The sequence below is a fragment of the Intrasporangium calvum genome (assembly GCF_028446585.1).
GTDB classification, from domain to species: Bacteria; Actinomycetota; Actinomycetes; order Actinomycetales; family Dermatophilaceae; genus Intrasporangium; species Intrasporangium calvum_A.
In genome coordinates this window covers 1-16327 of the sequence record NZ_JAPFQL010000043.1, presented here as the reverse complement: position 1 = coordinate 16327, position 16327 = coordinate 1, and the positions used below count along the sequence as shown (strand labels likewise).

Sequence of the window (16327 nt, the reverse complement as noted above, 5' to 3'; positions counted from 1 at the left end):
ATCGTCGATCATCGATGGACGAGATCATGCGGCGCGACGACGCCGAGGAGTACGCCGAGTGGTTCAGGACCTTGGCCGATGCGACGCGGGTGCAGCTGCTCGCGTGGCTGGCACGACGCGCCGAGCCGGTCCCGGTCAAGGAGATCGTGGCGGCGTTCCCGCTGTCGCAGTCGACGGTGAGCCACCACCTCGCGGCGCTGGCCCGGACCTGTTTCGTCATTGCCGAGCCGCGCGGCACGAGCACGTACTACTCCGTCAACGCGGCTTGTATGACCGCGCTGCCCGGAGCGGCGGCGGCCATCATGAACGGCCCGGTCATCTCGTGCTGCGACCACCTCACCACGACCCCACAGGAGGGCACATCATGACCGAGAACGTGCGCGAGACCGTGCGCGCGAAGTATGCCGCGGCCGCCAAGGACGCCGCTTCGTCCCGCGGCGGCAACGGGTGCTGCGGCTCGACGACCTTCGTCGAGCTCCAGACCGACTCCGACGGCCACGCCGTCTTCGGCGCCGGACTCTACGACGACGAGACGATCCAGGGCGCCGAGCAGGCCCTCGAGGCCTCCCTCGGCTGTGGCGTCCCCACGGCCGTCGCCGACCTGCACCCCGGCGAGACCGTGCTCGACCTGGGATCAGGCGCCGGAGGCGACGTCCTCATCTCGGCCCGACGAGTCGCCCCCGGCGGCAAGGCCATCGGGCTCGACATGACCACCGAGATGCTCGAGCTCGCTCGTCAGAATGCTCGAGACGCGGGCGTCGACAACGTCGAGTTCATCGAGGGCTACCTCGAGGACATTCCCCTGGCCGACGGCTCCGTCGACGTGGTCATCTCCAACTGCGTCATCAACCTCGCCGCGGACAAGTCAGTCGTGCTCGCAGAGGCCGCCCGGGTGCTGCGGCCGGGAGGCCGGTTCGCGGTCTCCGACGTCATCGCCGACGAGGAGATGGACGAGGCGACCCGCGCCGACATGGAGGCCTTCACCGGTTGCATCGCCGGGGCGCTGACCGAGGCGGACTACCGAGCTGCCCTCGCGGCCGCCGGCTTCGAGGACATCGAGATCACGCTGACCCACCCCGTGCATCAGCACGCGTCCGCGGCCACCGTCCGCGCGCGTCGGCACTGACCGCCCGAGACCGCGATGTGGTCCCCGGACGGGTTCCGGGGACCACACCCGTGGAGGTTGCTCAGCAGGCCCCACGCACGCGCGGAAGCAGACAACCGGAAATGGCGTCGTCGACTGCGATCGAGATGCCGTTCGTCGTGTCAGTCAGCAGTACGTTCGTGTACGACACCTCGGCGATCTGGAGGCTCTGTCCGGGCGGGCAGGTGAAGTCGCCGGCTGATGGCGGATAGACCGTCAGCGACGCCGTGACCTGGCCGTTCTTGCCTGAGCTGAACGTGCCGGAGGCACTGACCGGACCGGCCAGTGTCGTCTTGTTGGAGGCGGACGGGTTGGCCCCGCCCTTGTTCACGCACACGTAGGTCACCGAGGCGTCGGCGCTCAGCGTGTAGGCGATGTTCTGATTCGTGCCGAGCCCCGCTTCCTTGAAGGACACCGTCAGCGAGCCGTTGCCGTTGAGCGAGCCGGCGGCCCGAATGAAGTGCGGGCTCGTCGCGAGCGCCGCGGGTGCGGCGAACAGCAACGAAGCGGCGAATACCGCGATGAATGCGAGCAGTCTGCGCATAGGACCACTTCCTCGTGGAGGGTGAAGCACTGTGAATGGTTGGTGCGCCTGCGGATTCGGCGCACGTCTCCCCCGAGTCATGCCGTGGGCCTGTTTCCCCGACAGGCCGTCTCACCTCCCCACACCTCGTAGGAGATGACGATTGAGCGCTCTCCTCGCGGGCGGTCCGGGAGAGCTGGGCTGGAACAGGCGCGGAGCCGGGCGGCCGGTCTCGGCACCCTCACGACCCAGCGCGGGCACACCGCACAGGCCACTGCCAGCACAAAGCCACATTCCCCCCACCTCATCGCAACTCGACCAAATCCCCACCTGGAGAAGCGATTCCATTTCACGGTAAGACGCCGCAACGCGAGATGCCAGCGTTTTGAGCGATGGTCCGCATCGGCCTTTGGGGCAATCAGCCACCTAGCGGACAGAACGGCGGGGCGCGGTGGCCCGGCCGATGCGGCTCGACGCGCCGGAGGCTCACACGCGGATGCGCGCCCCCGTCGGGTCGTAGAGCGGACGCAAGGACACCTCGGCCGGCCACCGCTGTCCGGCGACGTCGACCTCCCAGGTGCCCCCGGCAAGCCAGTCCTGCGTGACGGTCCCGTTGGTCCTCTCGACCATGGCGAGACCCACCGCCGACCCGAGCGTCCAGCCGTAGGACGCGGCGCGCACATAACCGACGGGCTCCCCGTCACGGAGGACGAGCTCTGCGTGAAAGAGCAGCGGCTCGGGATCGAGGAGGCGCACCTGCACGAGCCGGCGGGCCGGCCCTGCCGACGCGGCGTTGGCTGTCTTGCGGGCGAGGACCGCGTCGCGGCCGATGAAGTCCGGCTTGTCCAGTGCGAGCGCGAAGCCGAGGCCTGCCTCGAGCGGGCAGTCGGTGTTGTCGATGTCGTGCCCGTAGTCGCGGTAGGCCTTCTCCATCCGGAGCGAGGCGAGCGCCTTCAGCCCGACCGGCCGCAAACCATGCCGGGCGCCCGCCTCCTGGACCGCGCTGTAGACGGCGAGCGCCTGCTGCGCCGGCACGTAGAGCTCGTAGCCGAGCTCGCCGAGGTAGGTGATGCGGGCGAGGAGGACGCGTGAGCCGGCCAGCTCCACCCACCCGGCACTGCGGAACGGGAACGTCTCGGTCGACAGGTCGTGGTCGGTGAGCTTCGTCAGGAGATCGCGCGAGCGCGGTCCCTGCACGTTGAGCTGCGCGTAGTCGGTCGTGACGTCGTCGATCGTCGTCGTGTCCCCGGCGAACCGGCGCAGCCTCGCCAGGACGTGCCCGTGCGCCGTGTCGGACGCCACGACGAGGAAGTCGTCCTCGTCCAGCTTGGTCACGGTGAGGTCGGCCTCGATGCGGCCGTCGTCGTTCAACCACTGGGTGTAGGTGATGACGCCGGCCCGGCCGTCGACAGAGCCTGCCGAGAGGTGATCGAGGAGCCGGCCGGCGCCCTGACCGTGCACGCGGAACTTCGCCATGAAGGACAGGTCCATCAGCCCGACCGCTTCCCGGACCGCCCGGTGCTCCTGCTCCCACTGCTCGAACCACGGCGCCCGCCCCCAGGTCGGCACCGCCTCCGGGGTCTGCCCCTCCCCCGCGAACCAGTCGGCGCCCTCCCAGCCGGACACCTCGCGAAGGAAGCCGCCCTGCGCGACGAGCCGGTCGTGGACCGGCGAGAGGAGCCGACCCCGCGCGGACTGCAGCTGGACGCCCGGGGTGTGAGCGGCATACACCGTCCCGAGGACCTCGGCAGTGCGGGCGGACCGGTACGCCGGCTCGAGCTGGTCGGGCCGGAACCGGTCCACGTTGAAGCCGGTGACGTCCACGTCGGGCCGGCCGGTCGTGATCCAGTGGGCGAGGACACGGCCGAGCCCGCCGGCGGACAGGACCCCGACGGAGTTCATGCCCGCGGCGACGAAGTAGCCCCTGATGCCGGGTGCCTCCCCGACTGCCGGGGCGAGGTCCGGGGTGAACGACTCGGGCCCGCAGAAGAACGTGCGGATCCCGACCTCCTGGGTGACGGGCACCCGCGCCATTGCCTTCTCGAGGAAGGGCGCCATCCGGTCCCAGTCGGGCGGCAGCGTCCCGAACGAGAAGTCGGGGGGGATGCCGTCCACCCGCCACGCAGCCGCCTCGGGCTCGAAGAGGCCGACCATCATGCCGCCGCCCTCCTCCCGGTAGTAGCCGTAGGAAGAGGGGTCCTCGAAGACGGGCGCGTTGGGGTCGAGCCCGTCGATGGTGTCGGTGATGAGGTAGTAGTGCTCGGCCGCCTGGTTGGGGATGACGACGCCGTGGCGCTCGCCGAGCTGCCGGGCCCACATGCCGGTGCAGTTGACGACGACCTCGCACTCGACCGTCTGGTCGCCGGCGCGGACGCCCGTGACCGCGCCGTTGGTGGTGACCACGTCCGTCACGGCAACGCCCTCGATGATGCGCACCCCGAGCATGCGGGCGCCCTTGGCGAGCGACATCGTGAGGTCGACCGGGTTGACGCGACCGTCGCCCGGCACGAAGAAACCGGCGAGCAGGTCGTCGGTCCTCGCCCACGGGAACCGGTCGGCGATCTCGGCGGGCGAGATCTCGTGGACCTCGAGCCCGAGGTGGCGCTGGAACGCGGCGACGCGGCGGTACTCCTCCAGGCGATCCCGGTCGGTGGCGGCCTCGATCAGGCCCACCGGACGGAAGCCGGTCGACAGCCCGGTCTCGGCCTCCAGACGCGAGTAGAGGTCGCGGGAGTAGAGCCGGATGCCGGTGCTCGTCTCCGAGGTCGACCCGAAGCACGTCATGAGACCGGCCGCGTGCCAGGTCGTCCCGGAGGTCAGGCGGTCGCGCTCCAGGACGAGCACATCCGTCCAGCCTGCATGGGCCAAGTGGTAGGCAACAGAGGAACCGATGACCCCGCCACCGATGACGACGACGCGCGCCCGTGCAGGCAGCTCAACAACCACGGACCAAACCTAGCGTCAGGCGCGGCGCCGTCTCGCCCGGCCGCAGGGGCAGCGCGTACTCGACCGTGGCAGGCTGAACCCCATGGGCACTGAGCACTTCGACGAAAAGGCTGCCACCTGGGACGACGACCCGGACAAGCGGAAGCAGGCGCAGGAGGTCGCCCACGCCGTGCTGGCCGCCGTCCCCCTCGCGGAGCAGGCGCGGGTGCTGGAGTACGGGGCCGGCACGGCCCTGGTGACGGAGGAGCTGCTCGCTGCCGGCGGCCACGGCCTCGAGGTCACGCTGGCCGACAACTCACCCGGAATGCTCGCGGTCCTGCGGGAGAAGACGACCGCCGGTCGGTTCCCCTCCGGCACGCGCGTCGTGAGCCTCGACCTCGAGACCCAGCCCGTCCCGGCCGACCGGTTCGACCTCATCGTCTCCTCGATGGTGCTGCATCACGTGCGGGACCTGCCGACCGTGCTGGCCGCCTTCGCCGAGCTCCTCGACGACGGCGGCCACCTGTGCATCGCGGACCTCGACCATGAGGACGGCAGCTTCCACACCCACGACTTCGACGGCCATCACGGCTTCGACCGTCCGGAACTGGCTCGTGCGTTGGAGGCGGCGCAGTTCGCGGAGGTCACGGTCGCCGACTGCACCCAGGTGACGCGCGAGGGGACGACGTATCCGGTCTTCCTGGCCACGGCCGTGAAGCGCACCCACTGAGACGAGCTGCAGCGGGTCCGCCGCTGGTCGCCGACCGGTTTCAACGCGCGGCGAGGATCACCTCGAGCGGCACCATGGTCACCAGGAAGGTGGCCACGACCGCGGCGAGGTGTCGCCACGTCGAGTTCGGCCAGACGCGCCGCAGCAACACTGGCCCGATGACGAGGTACATCAGTCCGGTGTACAGGCCCGGGAAGTAGCCGCCCTCCATCACCGACCACGTCACGTGCGAGATCGCATTGGCGAGGCAGCCGTACACGACGAAGAACATGGACGGCATGACCAGCGGTCGGACGTGCCCGACCAGGGAGGCGACGGTCGCCAGGCTGAAGACCGCATAGGCGGTCATGTTGAACCAGGTGAACAGGTTCGTGCTGGCGGCCTGTCCCCCGTAGAGGACCGGGAAGTCCCGCCAGAACCCAGCGGCGTGCTCCTCGGCGAAGTGCACGCCCTGCCACGCCAGGGCGATCATGTAGACCGGCAGGACCCGTTGGGGCAGCGGCAGTGGGGTCCGCCGCACATACAGGTGGCCGATGATCCCGAGGCTGACCAGCGCCCCCGGGATGAAGGTGACCCGCAGCTCCGCCCCGGAGCTGAACAGCCAGAACGTCACGCACATCGCCGCGGCGATCGCGGCGGCCAGGGCCATGTCGCGTCCGGTCAGGAGGCGGTTCGAGCCATGAGTCTTCATGGCCCCACCGTCGATGACGGCGCGGTGCGCTGGCGACCGTGTTGGATTCCACGCGGGCGCTCGTGCAGCGCACCTGCGGGATGCTCGTGCGTACCCTCGAGGGGTGTTGGATTCCCAGCGCCGCCCCGGCCGACCGCCTGGTGAGAGCAGCACCCGGGACAGGGTCCTCGCGGCAGCCGCCGAGTCCTTCCTCAGCCGTGGCTACGGCGCAACGACGATCCGTGGGATCGCCGAAACGGTGGGCATCGACCCGGCGACCGTCGTCCACCATGGCGGGCGCAAGCACGAGCTCTTCACGCGCTCGATGATGCTGCAGGTCGCCCCGGCTGGCCTGCTGCACCGCGCCCTGTCGATGCCGCGCCGGGAGGTCCCGGTCGCGCTGGCGCGGGTCGTCGTGCTCGCGTGGTCGGACGAGGCGATCCGCCGGCCCGTCGAGCTCGTCCTGGCCACTGCTCTGACCCAGCCGCGAGTCCGAGAGATGTGCCGCGACTACCTCGAGCGCGAGGTGGTCCAGCCGCTCGCGCTGTTCATCGGCGGCCGCGACGCGACAGCGCGGGCCACGGCGGTCGCCGCTCTCGTCGCGGGCACCATGACGACCCGCTACGCCCTCGGCATCGGCCGCGACCTGCCGCTGGACGAGCCGATGGCCTCACTCGCTCCCACCCTGCACCAGCTGCTCCTGCGGAGCCCCCTCCCAAAACCCCGGTGACGCGAGAGGTTCCTTCCACGGGAGGCGAGCTAAGCGGCATACGACATCGCCGTATGCCGCTGAGCTTGCTCCGCGACGGGCGTTGGCTCCCAGCCCTCCCGCGGGTGGTGGTGACGGCGGCAGCCCGGAATTGGTGACCGCGGCCTCAACGCGCATCGATCGTCCAATGGGGCGGTTCGTGGCGGCTGCCCCGCAGACGCGGCGCCCGCCAGTCAGGTCCTCATCCTGTCCCACCATCCGTGTCATGCCTGACCTCGTGCTTCTGACTCAGGACCGACATGAGGAGCGTGTACCCGGCCATCACCAAGCCCGCCACGAGCGCCGTCACGTAGAGCGCGTGGTCGACGCCGTCCGGCAGGCCGAGGAGGCACAGGACCAGACTCACGGCGATGACGAGGTGCAACGGCATCCCGACAACGGGGTACCAGCGCTCAGACGGTTCGGGGCTACGGCTGAGCATCCTCCATTCCCGCCGTCGCCAAAGGACAGCCAGCGCGATGACCCAGAGGCCGGCCGCGAGCAGGGCCGACGACAGCCAGAGCGTGCGATCCCCGACGTCGTACCGGCTGACCGCGATGGGGACCAGAGCGGCGGTCACCACCCAAAGACCCAGCACGAGCACGGCCTGAAGATAGACCACGTCGTGCACATCAGTGACGTGCGCGCTGCGGAGGCTGATGAGTGCGCCGAAACCGACGAACACCCCAGCGATCTCAGCGAAGTGGACAAATAGTTCGGTCTCCATGCTCTCCACGACTGATTCCGCTGGCCAAATGCGCCGTCCTGCAGCCGGTGCCTCAGGACTAGCATCCGCGTTCGGGAGCGAGAACCGCAGGGTCCAAGGTCCCGCCCGCGCTGGAGTCTTCCGCATCAATGTCCGCTGTTGCGTGCCACGTTCGCACCTGCCAGAGTCGCGCAGTCGCCCTCGCCGATCAGGTCGCGCAGCCATCGAGAGACTCACGCGATCAATCAGTTCAGCGATCTCCATGCGTGCACGCGGGCGAGGATGCGTCGTGGCTGCCCCGGTCCCGCCGGGGCCCTCTCCGGCGACCGATGAGACGGAGATCAAGACGGACGGCCCCCCACATGCCAGCCACCCACCCGACACACAGGAGGGCTACGACCAGCCACGGCACGTGCGCATCGGCTGGCCCGAGCCAGTTCACCCCTAACGGTGCAAGCGGAACCCCGAGCAGCACGAGCATGGTGGAGAGGTACGGGTGCTCGAATCGCCAACTGCCGTCGCTGCCGAACGGCTGGAGGCGGACGAGTCGCCACCAGAAGCCATGTTCAGGCTCGTGAGGCATGGGGCCAAGTATCGAGGAAACGAGCCAGGCAACATCCTCAACTGCCCCGTTGAGTGCTGGCGCGCCAGGCTAGGTCCAAAGGGCCAGCTGGTGACTGCTGCTGCGACCGGTGCCCGGCCAGCCGATCGACCGGCGCGACGTCTACCGGATGGTGGCGCGGATCGCGAAGGTCGCCGCGATCCCGGCCGCTGGCCAAACTGGCTCGGGTGGCAGTCGAGTACCCGGCTGGAGGCGGTCACGTGGAGCACGAGAAGGAAGTGCTCGGTACTCGGCCGGTCCTTGTTCTTCACACCACTGGTGGGGGGTGGCGGATCGGAAAGCGCTCCGGCTCGATTCCGTACTGACCGAAGCCCACCCGCAGACGCCGCGAGTCGCGCGTCTCGGCGCTGCATCACTTCGGCTCCTACCGGGCCTTGCGGATGCCTCGGATCCGCCGATGTGCGAGCGTTTGACGGTAAGCGCTCGAATCAGCCAGCCAGTCGGTGGGCGAGGTCTTCGTTGGCTGCGCGCCAGCGCTCCAGCATGGACGCTCCACCGTGGCCGTCGCCTTCGTCGATAACCAAGGTCGATTCAGGCCACGCGTGGTGGAGTCCCCACGCCGTCACGGCGGGGCTTGAGATGTCTCGGCGTCCGTGGATGAGCGTTGCCGGAATGCCATGCAGGAGTTCCATGCGCTGAAGGATCGGCGGGTCGCAGAATCCGTCATGGGACCAGTAATGGGTAGTCAGACCTGAGAACGCGAGACGGAATCGCGCGTCGTCCCATCGCGGATCACGGCGGAAGCCGCCGGCTCCGATGGAGACGTGGGTGTCCTCCCACATCGCCCACTCTCTTGAGGCGGCATCACGGACGGCCGGGTCTGGGAACGCCATGAGCTGGGCATAGGCCTCGATGAGCCGGCCATGGCCGCGACGGTAGCCGATGCCGGCCTGCTCTGCGTGGCTGGCCAACCGATCCCAGGCCTCGGGGAAGATCGCGCCAACACCCTCGGTGATCCAGTCGACTTCAGCGCGGCTCGTCGTTGTCACAGCGAAGAGGACGATGCCCAGGATCCGGCTGGGGTGTGCCTGCGCGTAGGCGAGAGCGAGTGTTGACCCCCACGAAACGCCGTTGACGATCCACGCCTCAATGCCGAGCTCCTCCCGCAGCCCCTCGATGTCGGCAACGAGATGTGCGGTGTCGTTCGTGGCGAGGGAAACTGCGGGGTCGCTGACATGAGGAGTGGAGCGACCACAGCCGCGTTGCTCGAACCCCACTACACGCGTTCGGGCCAAGTCGAAGCGGTGACGGTACCCACTCGCCCCGAGGGTTCCTCCGGGTCCGCCGTGGACATACAGAGCGGGCACCCCATCACGGACACCCCACTCCTCCCAGTACACGGACTGCCCGTCCCCCACATCCAGCATCCCGCACCGACTCGGCTGTTCGGTCGCCTGCATGCCCTGATGACACCACAACCGATCCCCGCTGTGGCATCCTCCTTTGCCGCTACTGCTGTTCGCACCCGTTCGACCCGAAGACCAGCGGAACAGGCTCGTCTGTGGCGCCATCGTGTGGACGGGCCTGAACGTCAAATGACACTAGAACGGGAAACGCCGGCCAGCTCCCTCAGTGGCTGACCGGCGTTCCGCAGGTGAATGGCGGTGGCGGTGGGACACCGTCGCTCCTCCCTCGCTCCTCCCAAATCCCGCAGCGTCCAACAAAATGAAGCTGGACCCCGACGAAAAGCGTGTCGGGGTCCAGCTTCATTTGGCGGTGGCGGTGGGATTTGAACCCACGGTGGAGTTACCCCCACACACGCTTTCGAGAACTGCACAGACGGGTTCGTGACTCACCCTCCACGTTCACCGCGGCCTCCCCAAGGTAACCGGCGAACGCCAGCGGACCGTCCCGTCAGGTGCTGAATGAGACTAAAACTGAGACTGGCGCACGCCGGTCGGCCGTCGCGTAAGTCTCGTGGCCACGACAACCACCTTTCTGCACAACAACACGCCACAGAAGCACGCGGCGCCTGACCACGACTCGTCCTTCCCACCCGGGCGTACGGGATGAGCTGCCACGGGCCCAGTGAGAGAGCGTCACACCGGCTCCAGAATGGCGCGACCCCGAGCAGTTGGAGAAGTTCATAGAGCGTTCCTGTTCCGCCTCGCGAGCAATGATCAGAACCTGTGGATGGCCCTCGGCGGGGTGACGCGAAGGAGCGCACCTTCCCGAGGAAGATCTGGATGACAGAGCTCTCTGATCAGGACCGGCGTTGGCGCGCTGGTTCGGGAAGGTACGCCCTTGCTCAAGGTAGTTGATGACACGCTCGAGGCCAACGTGACCGGCGGGTCCGCGGCCGGTTCGTCGGTGTTGGACGAGCTGGTGCGGGACGCGGCCCGGCAGATGCTCGCGGTCGCGTTGCGGGCCGAGGTCGCGGCCTACATCGACGCGCACGCACATGAGGTCGACGATCACGGCCGGCGGTTGGTGGTGCGCAACGGGCATCACAGCGAGCGGGAGGTAGTGACCGCGGCCGGGCCGGTGCCGGTATGCGCACCGCGGGTCAACGACAAGCGCGTCGACGCGGTCACCGGGCATCGAGCGCGGTTCGCCTCGGCGATCCTGCCGGCCTGGGCGCGCAAGTCCCCGCGGGTGGCAGAGCTGCTGCCGCTGCTGTACCTGCACGGGCTGTCCTCGAGCGACTTCGCGCCGGCGCTCGAGCAGTTCCTCGGCACCGGCCACGGCTTGTCGGCGGCGACGATCACCCGGTTGACCAAGGACTGGCAGGACGAGACGGCCGCGTTCGGCAAGCGCTCCCTGGCCGGGACCGACTACGTGTACCTGTGGGTCGACGGGATCCATCTGAAGGTGCGCCTCGAGCAGGACAAGGTGTGCCTGCTGGTGGTGATCGGGGTGCGCGCCGACGGGACCAAGGAACTGGTCGCGCTCGATGATGGGCACCGCGAGTCCTCGGAGTCGTGGGCCGACCTGCTGCGCTCGTGCAAACGCCGCGGCATGACCGCGCCGGTGCTCGCCGGTCGGCGACGGGGCGCTCGGGTTCTGGAAGGCGCTGCGCGAGGTGTTCCCCGACACCAAGGAGCAGCGGTGCTGGTTCCACAAGCTGGGCAACGTCCTGGCCGCGCTGCCCAAGAGCGTGCACAAGGACGCCAAGGCGGCCCTCGCGGAGATCTACAACGCCGAGGACCGCGAGCACGCGGCGGCCGCCGCCGCCGCGTTCGCGAGCACCTACGGCGCCAAGTGGCCCAAGGCGGTCGCGAAGGTCACCGAGGACCTCGACGTGCTGCTCGGGTTCTACGACTATCCCGCCGAGCACTGGGTGCATCTGCGCACCACCAACCCGATCGAGTCGACCTTCGCTACCGTCCGGCTGCGCCAGCGGGTCACCAAGGGCCCGGGATCGAGGGCCGCCGGCGTGGCGATGGCGTTCAAACTCATCGAGTCCGCACAAGTCCGCTGGCGCGCCGTCAACGCACCCCACCTCGTCGCCCTGGTCCGCGCCGGAGCCTGCTTCGAGAAAGGCAAACTCCTCGAACGAGGCCACCAACCAGACGCCGACCTCAAGGCGTCCTGACACGCCCATCCACAGGTATTCACAATTCCTCCCGTGAGGCCGTGCCCGATCATCTGACAGCGTGGGCAACGCCGGCTCGGCAGCGCGCAGTTGTCGAGGCCTCAGATACACCCCGTGACCGCCGCCCCGAAGGCTTCGAGGCGGCGGTCATTTCCGAGCGGTACGTCCGACTCATTTCCTGGAGTCCTGACCCCACCTCCGCGTTAGAGCCACTAGGGCGACGCAGCCCACCAAAACGAGCGATGCAGCTGCGATTCCCGTGGACCATCCACGAATCGCATAGATTATTAGCCCGATTGCGGCGTAGACGGCGATCCAAAGGGTCAGAGACCGAGGGTCGAAGGCGGCCTTCAGGCGTGCGATGAGATTCGAGGGACGATCGTCGGGGCTCATGGTGTCAACAACCAATTCCCCACCCAGATGGGAGGACGTAGGCAATAGTGACGTGTCCGTACGGCTGTCCGGTGGCCGTACTCGCGTTAGGCATGATGTAGAAGTTGTATGGAGACATGTTGGCAGGAGTGTCGAGAATTCCCGACCCGAAGTCCATGCGAGCGGATGCCCCAGCGCCGTAGACAGCTGTTGCCGATGCCTTCGTCGTTGTCCTCAGTGTGAACTTATACGTGCCCGCGGCTGTCACTGGCACTTGGCGGTAAAAGAACCCCCCATTAGAAACCCCGGGCCAGACCCACGTAGGAGTCGTCTGTCCGACGCCACTTTGGTTTGAAAGTTCGAGATCCCAGAGGTTCTGGTAACTGATCTCTGTCGAGAACCCGGCGCCACTGTCGATCTTCTCCTGAACATAGCCAGTGGACTGCGACTGGAGGGGAGATGTTCCGCTCACGGTGGAGCCTCGGCCGCGGAAGATTGGGTTGTACCAGAACTGGATTGATGATCCCGCCGGCCATCCCGCGCCGACGCCCAGCGCGACGCCAGCCTCGGCTACGGATGTTCGAGAGGTGGTCGTGTTTCCCGTTCCACTCTGCTGAGCCATAGCTTGACCACCCTGGAAGATGCCCGGATTCTTACCCGCTCGGGCGAGAGGCGCCCCATTGATGGCTTTTGCCACCGCGAACGATGATCCCGAGACTGGAGGGGCCGGGGACCCTGTCAGAATGTTTGGGTAGTAGTTGCAGACGGTGGTGCTTGTGCTGAGAGCCGTGGCAAGCCCTTCGTTCTTCTTGCGGTAAGGGGCGGCCACGCGTGTGGGTACTTGCCTTGCTTTGGCGGCTGCGGCGGCCCTCTTCAGTTCGGGGGATAGATCCTTAATTAAGGTCCCCTGGTTAGGAGGGACGATTTGTGCGATCCCAGGGACTTCCGTCGATGCTTGTGCAGTCGATGCTTGAGTCATATCGGGACCCACATAGTCGCGGTAGCCCGTACCGGTGTCAGCACCCACTGCCGCGGCGCCCAAGGCGGTGGGCCACGCTTAGGACTGCCGCTAACGATGGAATTGCGATGTGTCTCATACTCTCCCCTTCTATTCATGGTTCGCTTCCGTAATTGCATGCCAACATGAACCCCATGGCACGGGAAGCAGCGCCCAAATTGCTCTGACGCATTTCAACGCCGGGTCGGCGGGCCGCGGGCCGGCACGATTGACACACTAACGGCAAAGGTCAGGACTCGCATCCCGAGTTGAGCTCTTTTTCCGTCCAGGTCACCGCCGGCTATTCAGGCTGCGGCTCCCGCGCGTGCGGCTCGTCCTCGGCGGCGGATCGACTGACTCGTCCTTTGGGGGTCGATGCGGCAGGTGAGCCCGAGCCGGCCGCCGGTGAGCGACCAAGGCGTCGGCCTTCGGCGGGGTCGGCGCGGTACATCGAGGGCAGTCTGATGCGCAAGCTGATCGACTCCCTAAGCAGCGGCGTGCCAGCCGTCCTGGTTGAGCTGATCACCGTACGCACCCTGAAGAAGAGATCCGCCGACGTCCTCGCGTACTTCGAGCGCCCCGGCACCTCAAATGGACCCACCGAGGCGATCAATGGACGCCTCGAGCACCTACGCGGCTCCGCCCTCGGCTTCCGCAACCTGACCAACTACATCGCACGATGCCTACTCGAGGCGGGCGGATTCAGACCGCGCCTACACCCTCAACTGTGATGAGCCGGCAAACTCCTCGAACGAGGCCACCAACCAGACGCCGACCTCAAGGCGTCCTGACACGCCCATCCACAGGTATTGACTATTCCTCCCGCCTCGCGAAGCACGGCTCTTAGCAGGAGTCTTGGACGCGCGCTAGGACCCGGCCTCTCACTGCATGGACACCACCTCGTCCACCTGACAGGCCATCAGGGCTGACATGCTGCAGCCAGACGGCTGTTTTCCCGTGGGGCCGGTCCACGTCATGTAAGGGTGCGGGTATGTATGACCCCTCACGCCGTCCGATCCCGCCAGACCTTGCCGAAAAGGTCGACGATGCCATGCACCAGATCGTCGCCGATGCCCATAACGCTTGGAGTGCCGCCCACAAGGTCGCCCGCGCTTCGGCCGAGCAGGAGGTGGCCGCTGTCATGGGCCTTGAGGTTGAGGATGCACGAGCGCTCCTGAGGCCCTCCGTATCCGCCGGACCTGGCGCCAGCGTGCTGTTCGTGCTCCCGGTTTCATCGAACTCCGCATACGGTGATGGGTCATTTCTGACGCTCACCTATCACGACTGGCAGCCTCACCTGAGTTGCATCACATTAGTGACCACCCGCGGCGAGGTCGTCGAGGATTCGTTGGGCGTCGTCTGGGATCTGTGGCGGGGCGGTGACCTGCTGTCCGCCGAGGCTGATCGTGGCCGAGCGCAAGGGGCGCAGGGTCTGGAGGATCTTCTTGATGCTCAGCCCGGTTCGCGCCTGCGCCTCGCGGGATACGGCCAGGGCGGCGAAGACGATGGTCAGGTGGGCCTCGATTGAATCGCGGAGGCGGTGGAACATCGGTCGGGCGGCCAGGTCGGACTTGGCCATCCGGAAGGACCGCTCGACCTGGTAGAGGTCGTGATAGGCGGCGACCACCTGCCCGCCGCTCATGGTGGCCTGCGGGATGTTGGTGACGTAACCCTTCAGACCGGCGAGGTAGCGGGCTCGCTCGACCAGGGCCCAGTCGACCTCGGTGGCGGTGTCGGTGAACCGGACGAACCGGTCCTTCTTCAGCGGCCGGGAGCCATCGGCGACCTTCTCGGCTCGCTCGACCATCTTGTTGATCGCCCGGTTGTCGTGCTGGTACCGCTTGAACGACCACTGGTACACGACCCGACGGTCCCGCGCGTTCTTGCCGACACCCATCGGGCGGACCGCCTCGATCGTCTGCCCGTCGGCGAAGTGGTTCCCGCGCGTGTCGAACTGCTCGGCCAGGTCGTACGGGGCTTTGCTGCCCCGAGCGCGCTCGCTCCAACCCGCAGACGGACACCACGAAATCCCGAGCAGGTCGCCGCCAGATCGGGCTGCCCGCTCAGCTCGTCCGACTCCTCGTTCAACACCAAGCCACCCAGGCGCGCGAGCGCACACACGCCGGAAGCGCGTGGACTGACGGCGACTGGGTGTTCACGAACGAGGCCGGCGCGCCCATCAGCCCACGTACCGACTGGAGCCACTGGAAACAGCTGCTCAAGGATGCGGGCCTTCGCGACAGCCGGCTCCACGATGCCCGGCATACCGCCGCCACCATCCTGCTGCTCCTTGGTGTGAGCCAACCCACGATGATGACCGTTATGGGTTGGTCGAACCCAGCCATGGCCCAGCGCTACGCGCACGTGGTCGACCCCATCCGCCGCGACGTGGCAGCACGCCTGGACGTGCTCCTGTGGGACGCGGTGCAGCCGCCGCCGGAGCTCGAATGAGACTAGGAATGAGACTAGGACGGGAAACGCCGGTCAGCTCCCTCAGGGGCTGACCGGCGTTTCCGCAGGTGAATGGCGGTGGCGGTGGGATTTGAACCCACGGTGGAGTTACCCCCACACACGCTTTCGAGGCGTGCTCCTTAGGCCGCTCGGACACGCCACCGCGGAGAACCTTACCGGAGGCGGAGCACCCCGGCGAAATTGCAGAGACGCCGACCGACCATGTACGTCACCCTTGTTAGCCGACAGGGATGCGACCCGGGCTGATACCCGGTCGGTACCACCGACTGCCACGGTCGGTTGGTGACTCGCCTGAGGGGGGCGGGGAGGGGGGAAATCATGAGGACGAACGAAGAGGGTGCGGGCCGGAGCCGGCGCACGGTCGAGGCGGCCTTCGCCGAGTTCTACCAGGGGCTCGTCACCGACCTGACTCAGGTCTGCGGGGGGCGCTCCGGAGCGGAGCGGGCCGCCCGGGAAGCGTTCCGCAGAGCGGCCCGGACACCGGACTTCGAGCAGATCGGCCGGCCGCGGGAGTGGTTGGAGCGGGTGGCCCGGAACGTGGTGCTGCGCCGGTCATTCCAGTCCGAGTGCCTCGCTGGGACGGACTGGCCGTCGGGTGGCCGGTCGTGGCTTGCCGAGGACTTCCGGCTGCCGCATCTGGACCACGTGCTGGCCGAGGGCAGGCGAGCACACCGGCAGCGTCTGGCTCTCGCGGCCGCAGCAGTCCTGGGGATCGTCGTCTTGGTGGGGACCTTGGTGTTCCTCGGCTTCAAGATCGCCAAGGCGCCCGAGGCCTCTGCGGTGCCGTTGACGAGCGCCACGCCGTCTTCTGCTTCACCGGGCCCGGCCGCATCGAGACCGGCCGCGGATGACGTCATCCGCGATCCCGGGGCGGTCGCCGTCG

At 67.7% G+C, this 16327-nt stretch carries 11 protein-coding genes, 1 tRNA gene and 3 pseudogenes; 8 read left to right on the top strand and 7 right to left on the bottom strand.

What is annotated here, in order from left to right; all coding sequences use genetic code 11:
* The first annotated feature begins 14 nt into the window (after positions 1 to 14).
* Together OO014_RS11135 and arsM are read left to right on the top strand one after the other, a co-directional pair.
* Positions 15 to 368 (top strand): ArsR/SmtB family transcription factor, encoded by a 354-nt coding sequence (locus OO014_RS11135; RefSeq protein ID WP_272462386.1) that lies wholly within the window; start codon positions 15 to 17, stop codon positions 366 to 368.
* The gene (gene arsM, locus OO014_RS11130) at positions 365 to 1126 is read left to right on the top strand and encodes an arsenite methyltransferase (protein ID WP_272462385.1); all 762 of its coding nucleotides are present in this window, start codon (positions 365 to 367) and stop codon (positions 1124 to 1126) included. The genes OO014_RS11135 and arsM overlap by 4 nt, the downstream gene beginning before the upstream one ends.
* Before the next feature lie 61 nt (positions 1127 to 1187).
* On the opposite strand, the gene OO014_RS11125 is transcribed toward arsM, so the two are convergent.
* Positions 1188 to 1688: a hypothetical protein gene (locus tag OO014_RS11125; protein ID WP_272462384.1), complete on the bottom strand. Its 501-nt coding sequence runs from the start codon at positions 1686 to 1688 to the stop codon at positions 1188 to 1190.
* Between the two features lie 465 nt (positions 1689 to 2153).
* Positions 2154 to 4613 (bottom strand): GcvT family protein, encoded by a 2460-nt coding sequence (locus OO014_RS11120; protein WP_272462383.1) that lies wholly within the window; start codon positions 4611 to 4613, stop codon positions 2154 to 2156.
* A gap of 82 nt (positions 4614 to 4695) precedes the next feature.
* Here OO014_RS11120 and OO014_RS11115 point away from each other — a divergent pair, with 82 nt between their 5' ends.
* On the top strand, positions 4696 to 5322 hold the full coding sequence (locus tag OO014_RS11115; protein ID WP_272462382.1) for a class I SAM-dependent DNA methyltransferase: 627 nt from the start codon (positions 4696 to 4698) through the stop codon (positions 5320 to 5322).
* A gap of 40 nt (positions 5323 to 5362) precedes the next feature.
* On the opposite strand, the gene OO014_RS11110 is transcribed toward OO014_RS11115, so the two are convergent.
* A complete protein-coding gene (locus OO014_RS11110) occupies positions 5363 to 6013 on the bottom strand; it encodes an HXXEE domain-containing protein (RefSeq protein WP_272462381.1) in 651 nt (216 codons plus the stop codon).
* A gap of 103 nt (positions 6014 to 6116) precedes the next feature.
* Between OO014_RS11110 and OO014_RS11105 the strand changes: the two genes are divergently transcribed.
* A complete protein-coding gene (locus OO014_RS11105) occupies positions 6117 to 6722 on the top strand; it encodes a TetR/AcrR family transcriptional regulator (protein ID WP_272462380.1) in 606 nt (201 codons plus the stop codon).
* A gap of 220 nt (positions 6723 to 6942) precedes the next feature.
* On the opposite strand, the gene OO014_RS11100 is transcribed toward OO014_RS11105, so the two are convergent.
* Positions 6943 to 7467 carry a hypothetical protein gene (locus tag OO014_RS11100; RefSeq protein WP_272462379.1) on the bottom strand — a complete coding sequence of 175 codons (525 nt, stop codon included), beginning with the start codon at positions 7465 to 7467 and terminating at the stop codon, positions 6943 to 6945.
* A gap of 1029 nt (positions 7468 to 8496) precedes the next feature.
* Positions 8497 to 9468 carry an alpha/beta fold hydrolase gene (locus OO014_RS11095; protein ID WP_272462378.1) on the bottom strand — a complete coding sequence of 324 codons (972 nt, stop codon included), beginning with the start codon at positions 9466 to 9468 and terminating at the stop codon, positions 8497 to 8499.
* A gap of 844 nt (positions 9469 to 10312) precedes the next feature.
* On the opposite strand from OO014_RS11095, the pseudogene OO014_RS11090 reads away from it, so the two are divergent.
* Positions 10313 to 11603: pseudogene (locus tag OO014_RS11090) on the top strand (IS256 family transposase).
* Positions 11604 to 13433: 1830 nt separating this feature from the next.
* Positions 13434 to 13703 (top strand): annotated as a pseudogene (locus OO014_RS11085) (transposase); the annotation flags it as partial.
* A gap of 581 nt (positions 13704 to 14284) precedes the next feature.
* On the opposite strand, the pseudogene OO014_RS11080 reads toward OO014_RS11085, so the two are convergent.
* Positions 14285 to 14965, bottom strand: a pseudogene (locus OO014_RS11080) (IS1634 family transposase); the annotation flags it as partial.
* 56 nt (positions 14966 to 15021) lie between these two features.
* On the opposite strand from OO014_RS11080, the gene OO014_RS11075 reads away from it, so the two are divergent.
* Positions 15022 to 15423, top strand: coding sequence for a tyrosine-type recombinase/integrase (locus OO014_RS11075; protein ID WP_334685043.1), 402 nt, complete (start codon positions 15022 to 15024; stop codon positions 15421 to 15423).
* A gap of 73 nt (positions 15424 to 15496) precedes the next feature.
* On the opposite strand, the gene OO014_RS11070 is transcribed toward OO014_RS11075, so the two are convergent.
* Positions 15497 to 15586: transfer RNA gene (locus OO014_RS11070), tRNA-Ser, on the bottom strand.
* A 176-nt stretch (positions 15587 to 15762) separates the two neighbouring features.
* Between OO014_RS11070 and OO014_RS11065 the strand changes: the two genes are divergently transcribed.
* On the top strand, positions 15763 to 16327 hold a 565-nt coding region (locus OO014_RS11065), incomplete at its 3' end, for a hypothetical protein (RefSeq protein ID WP_272462376.1).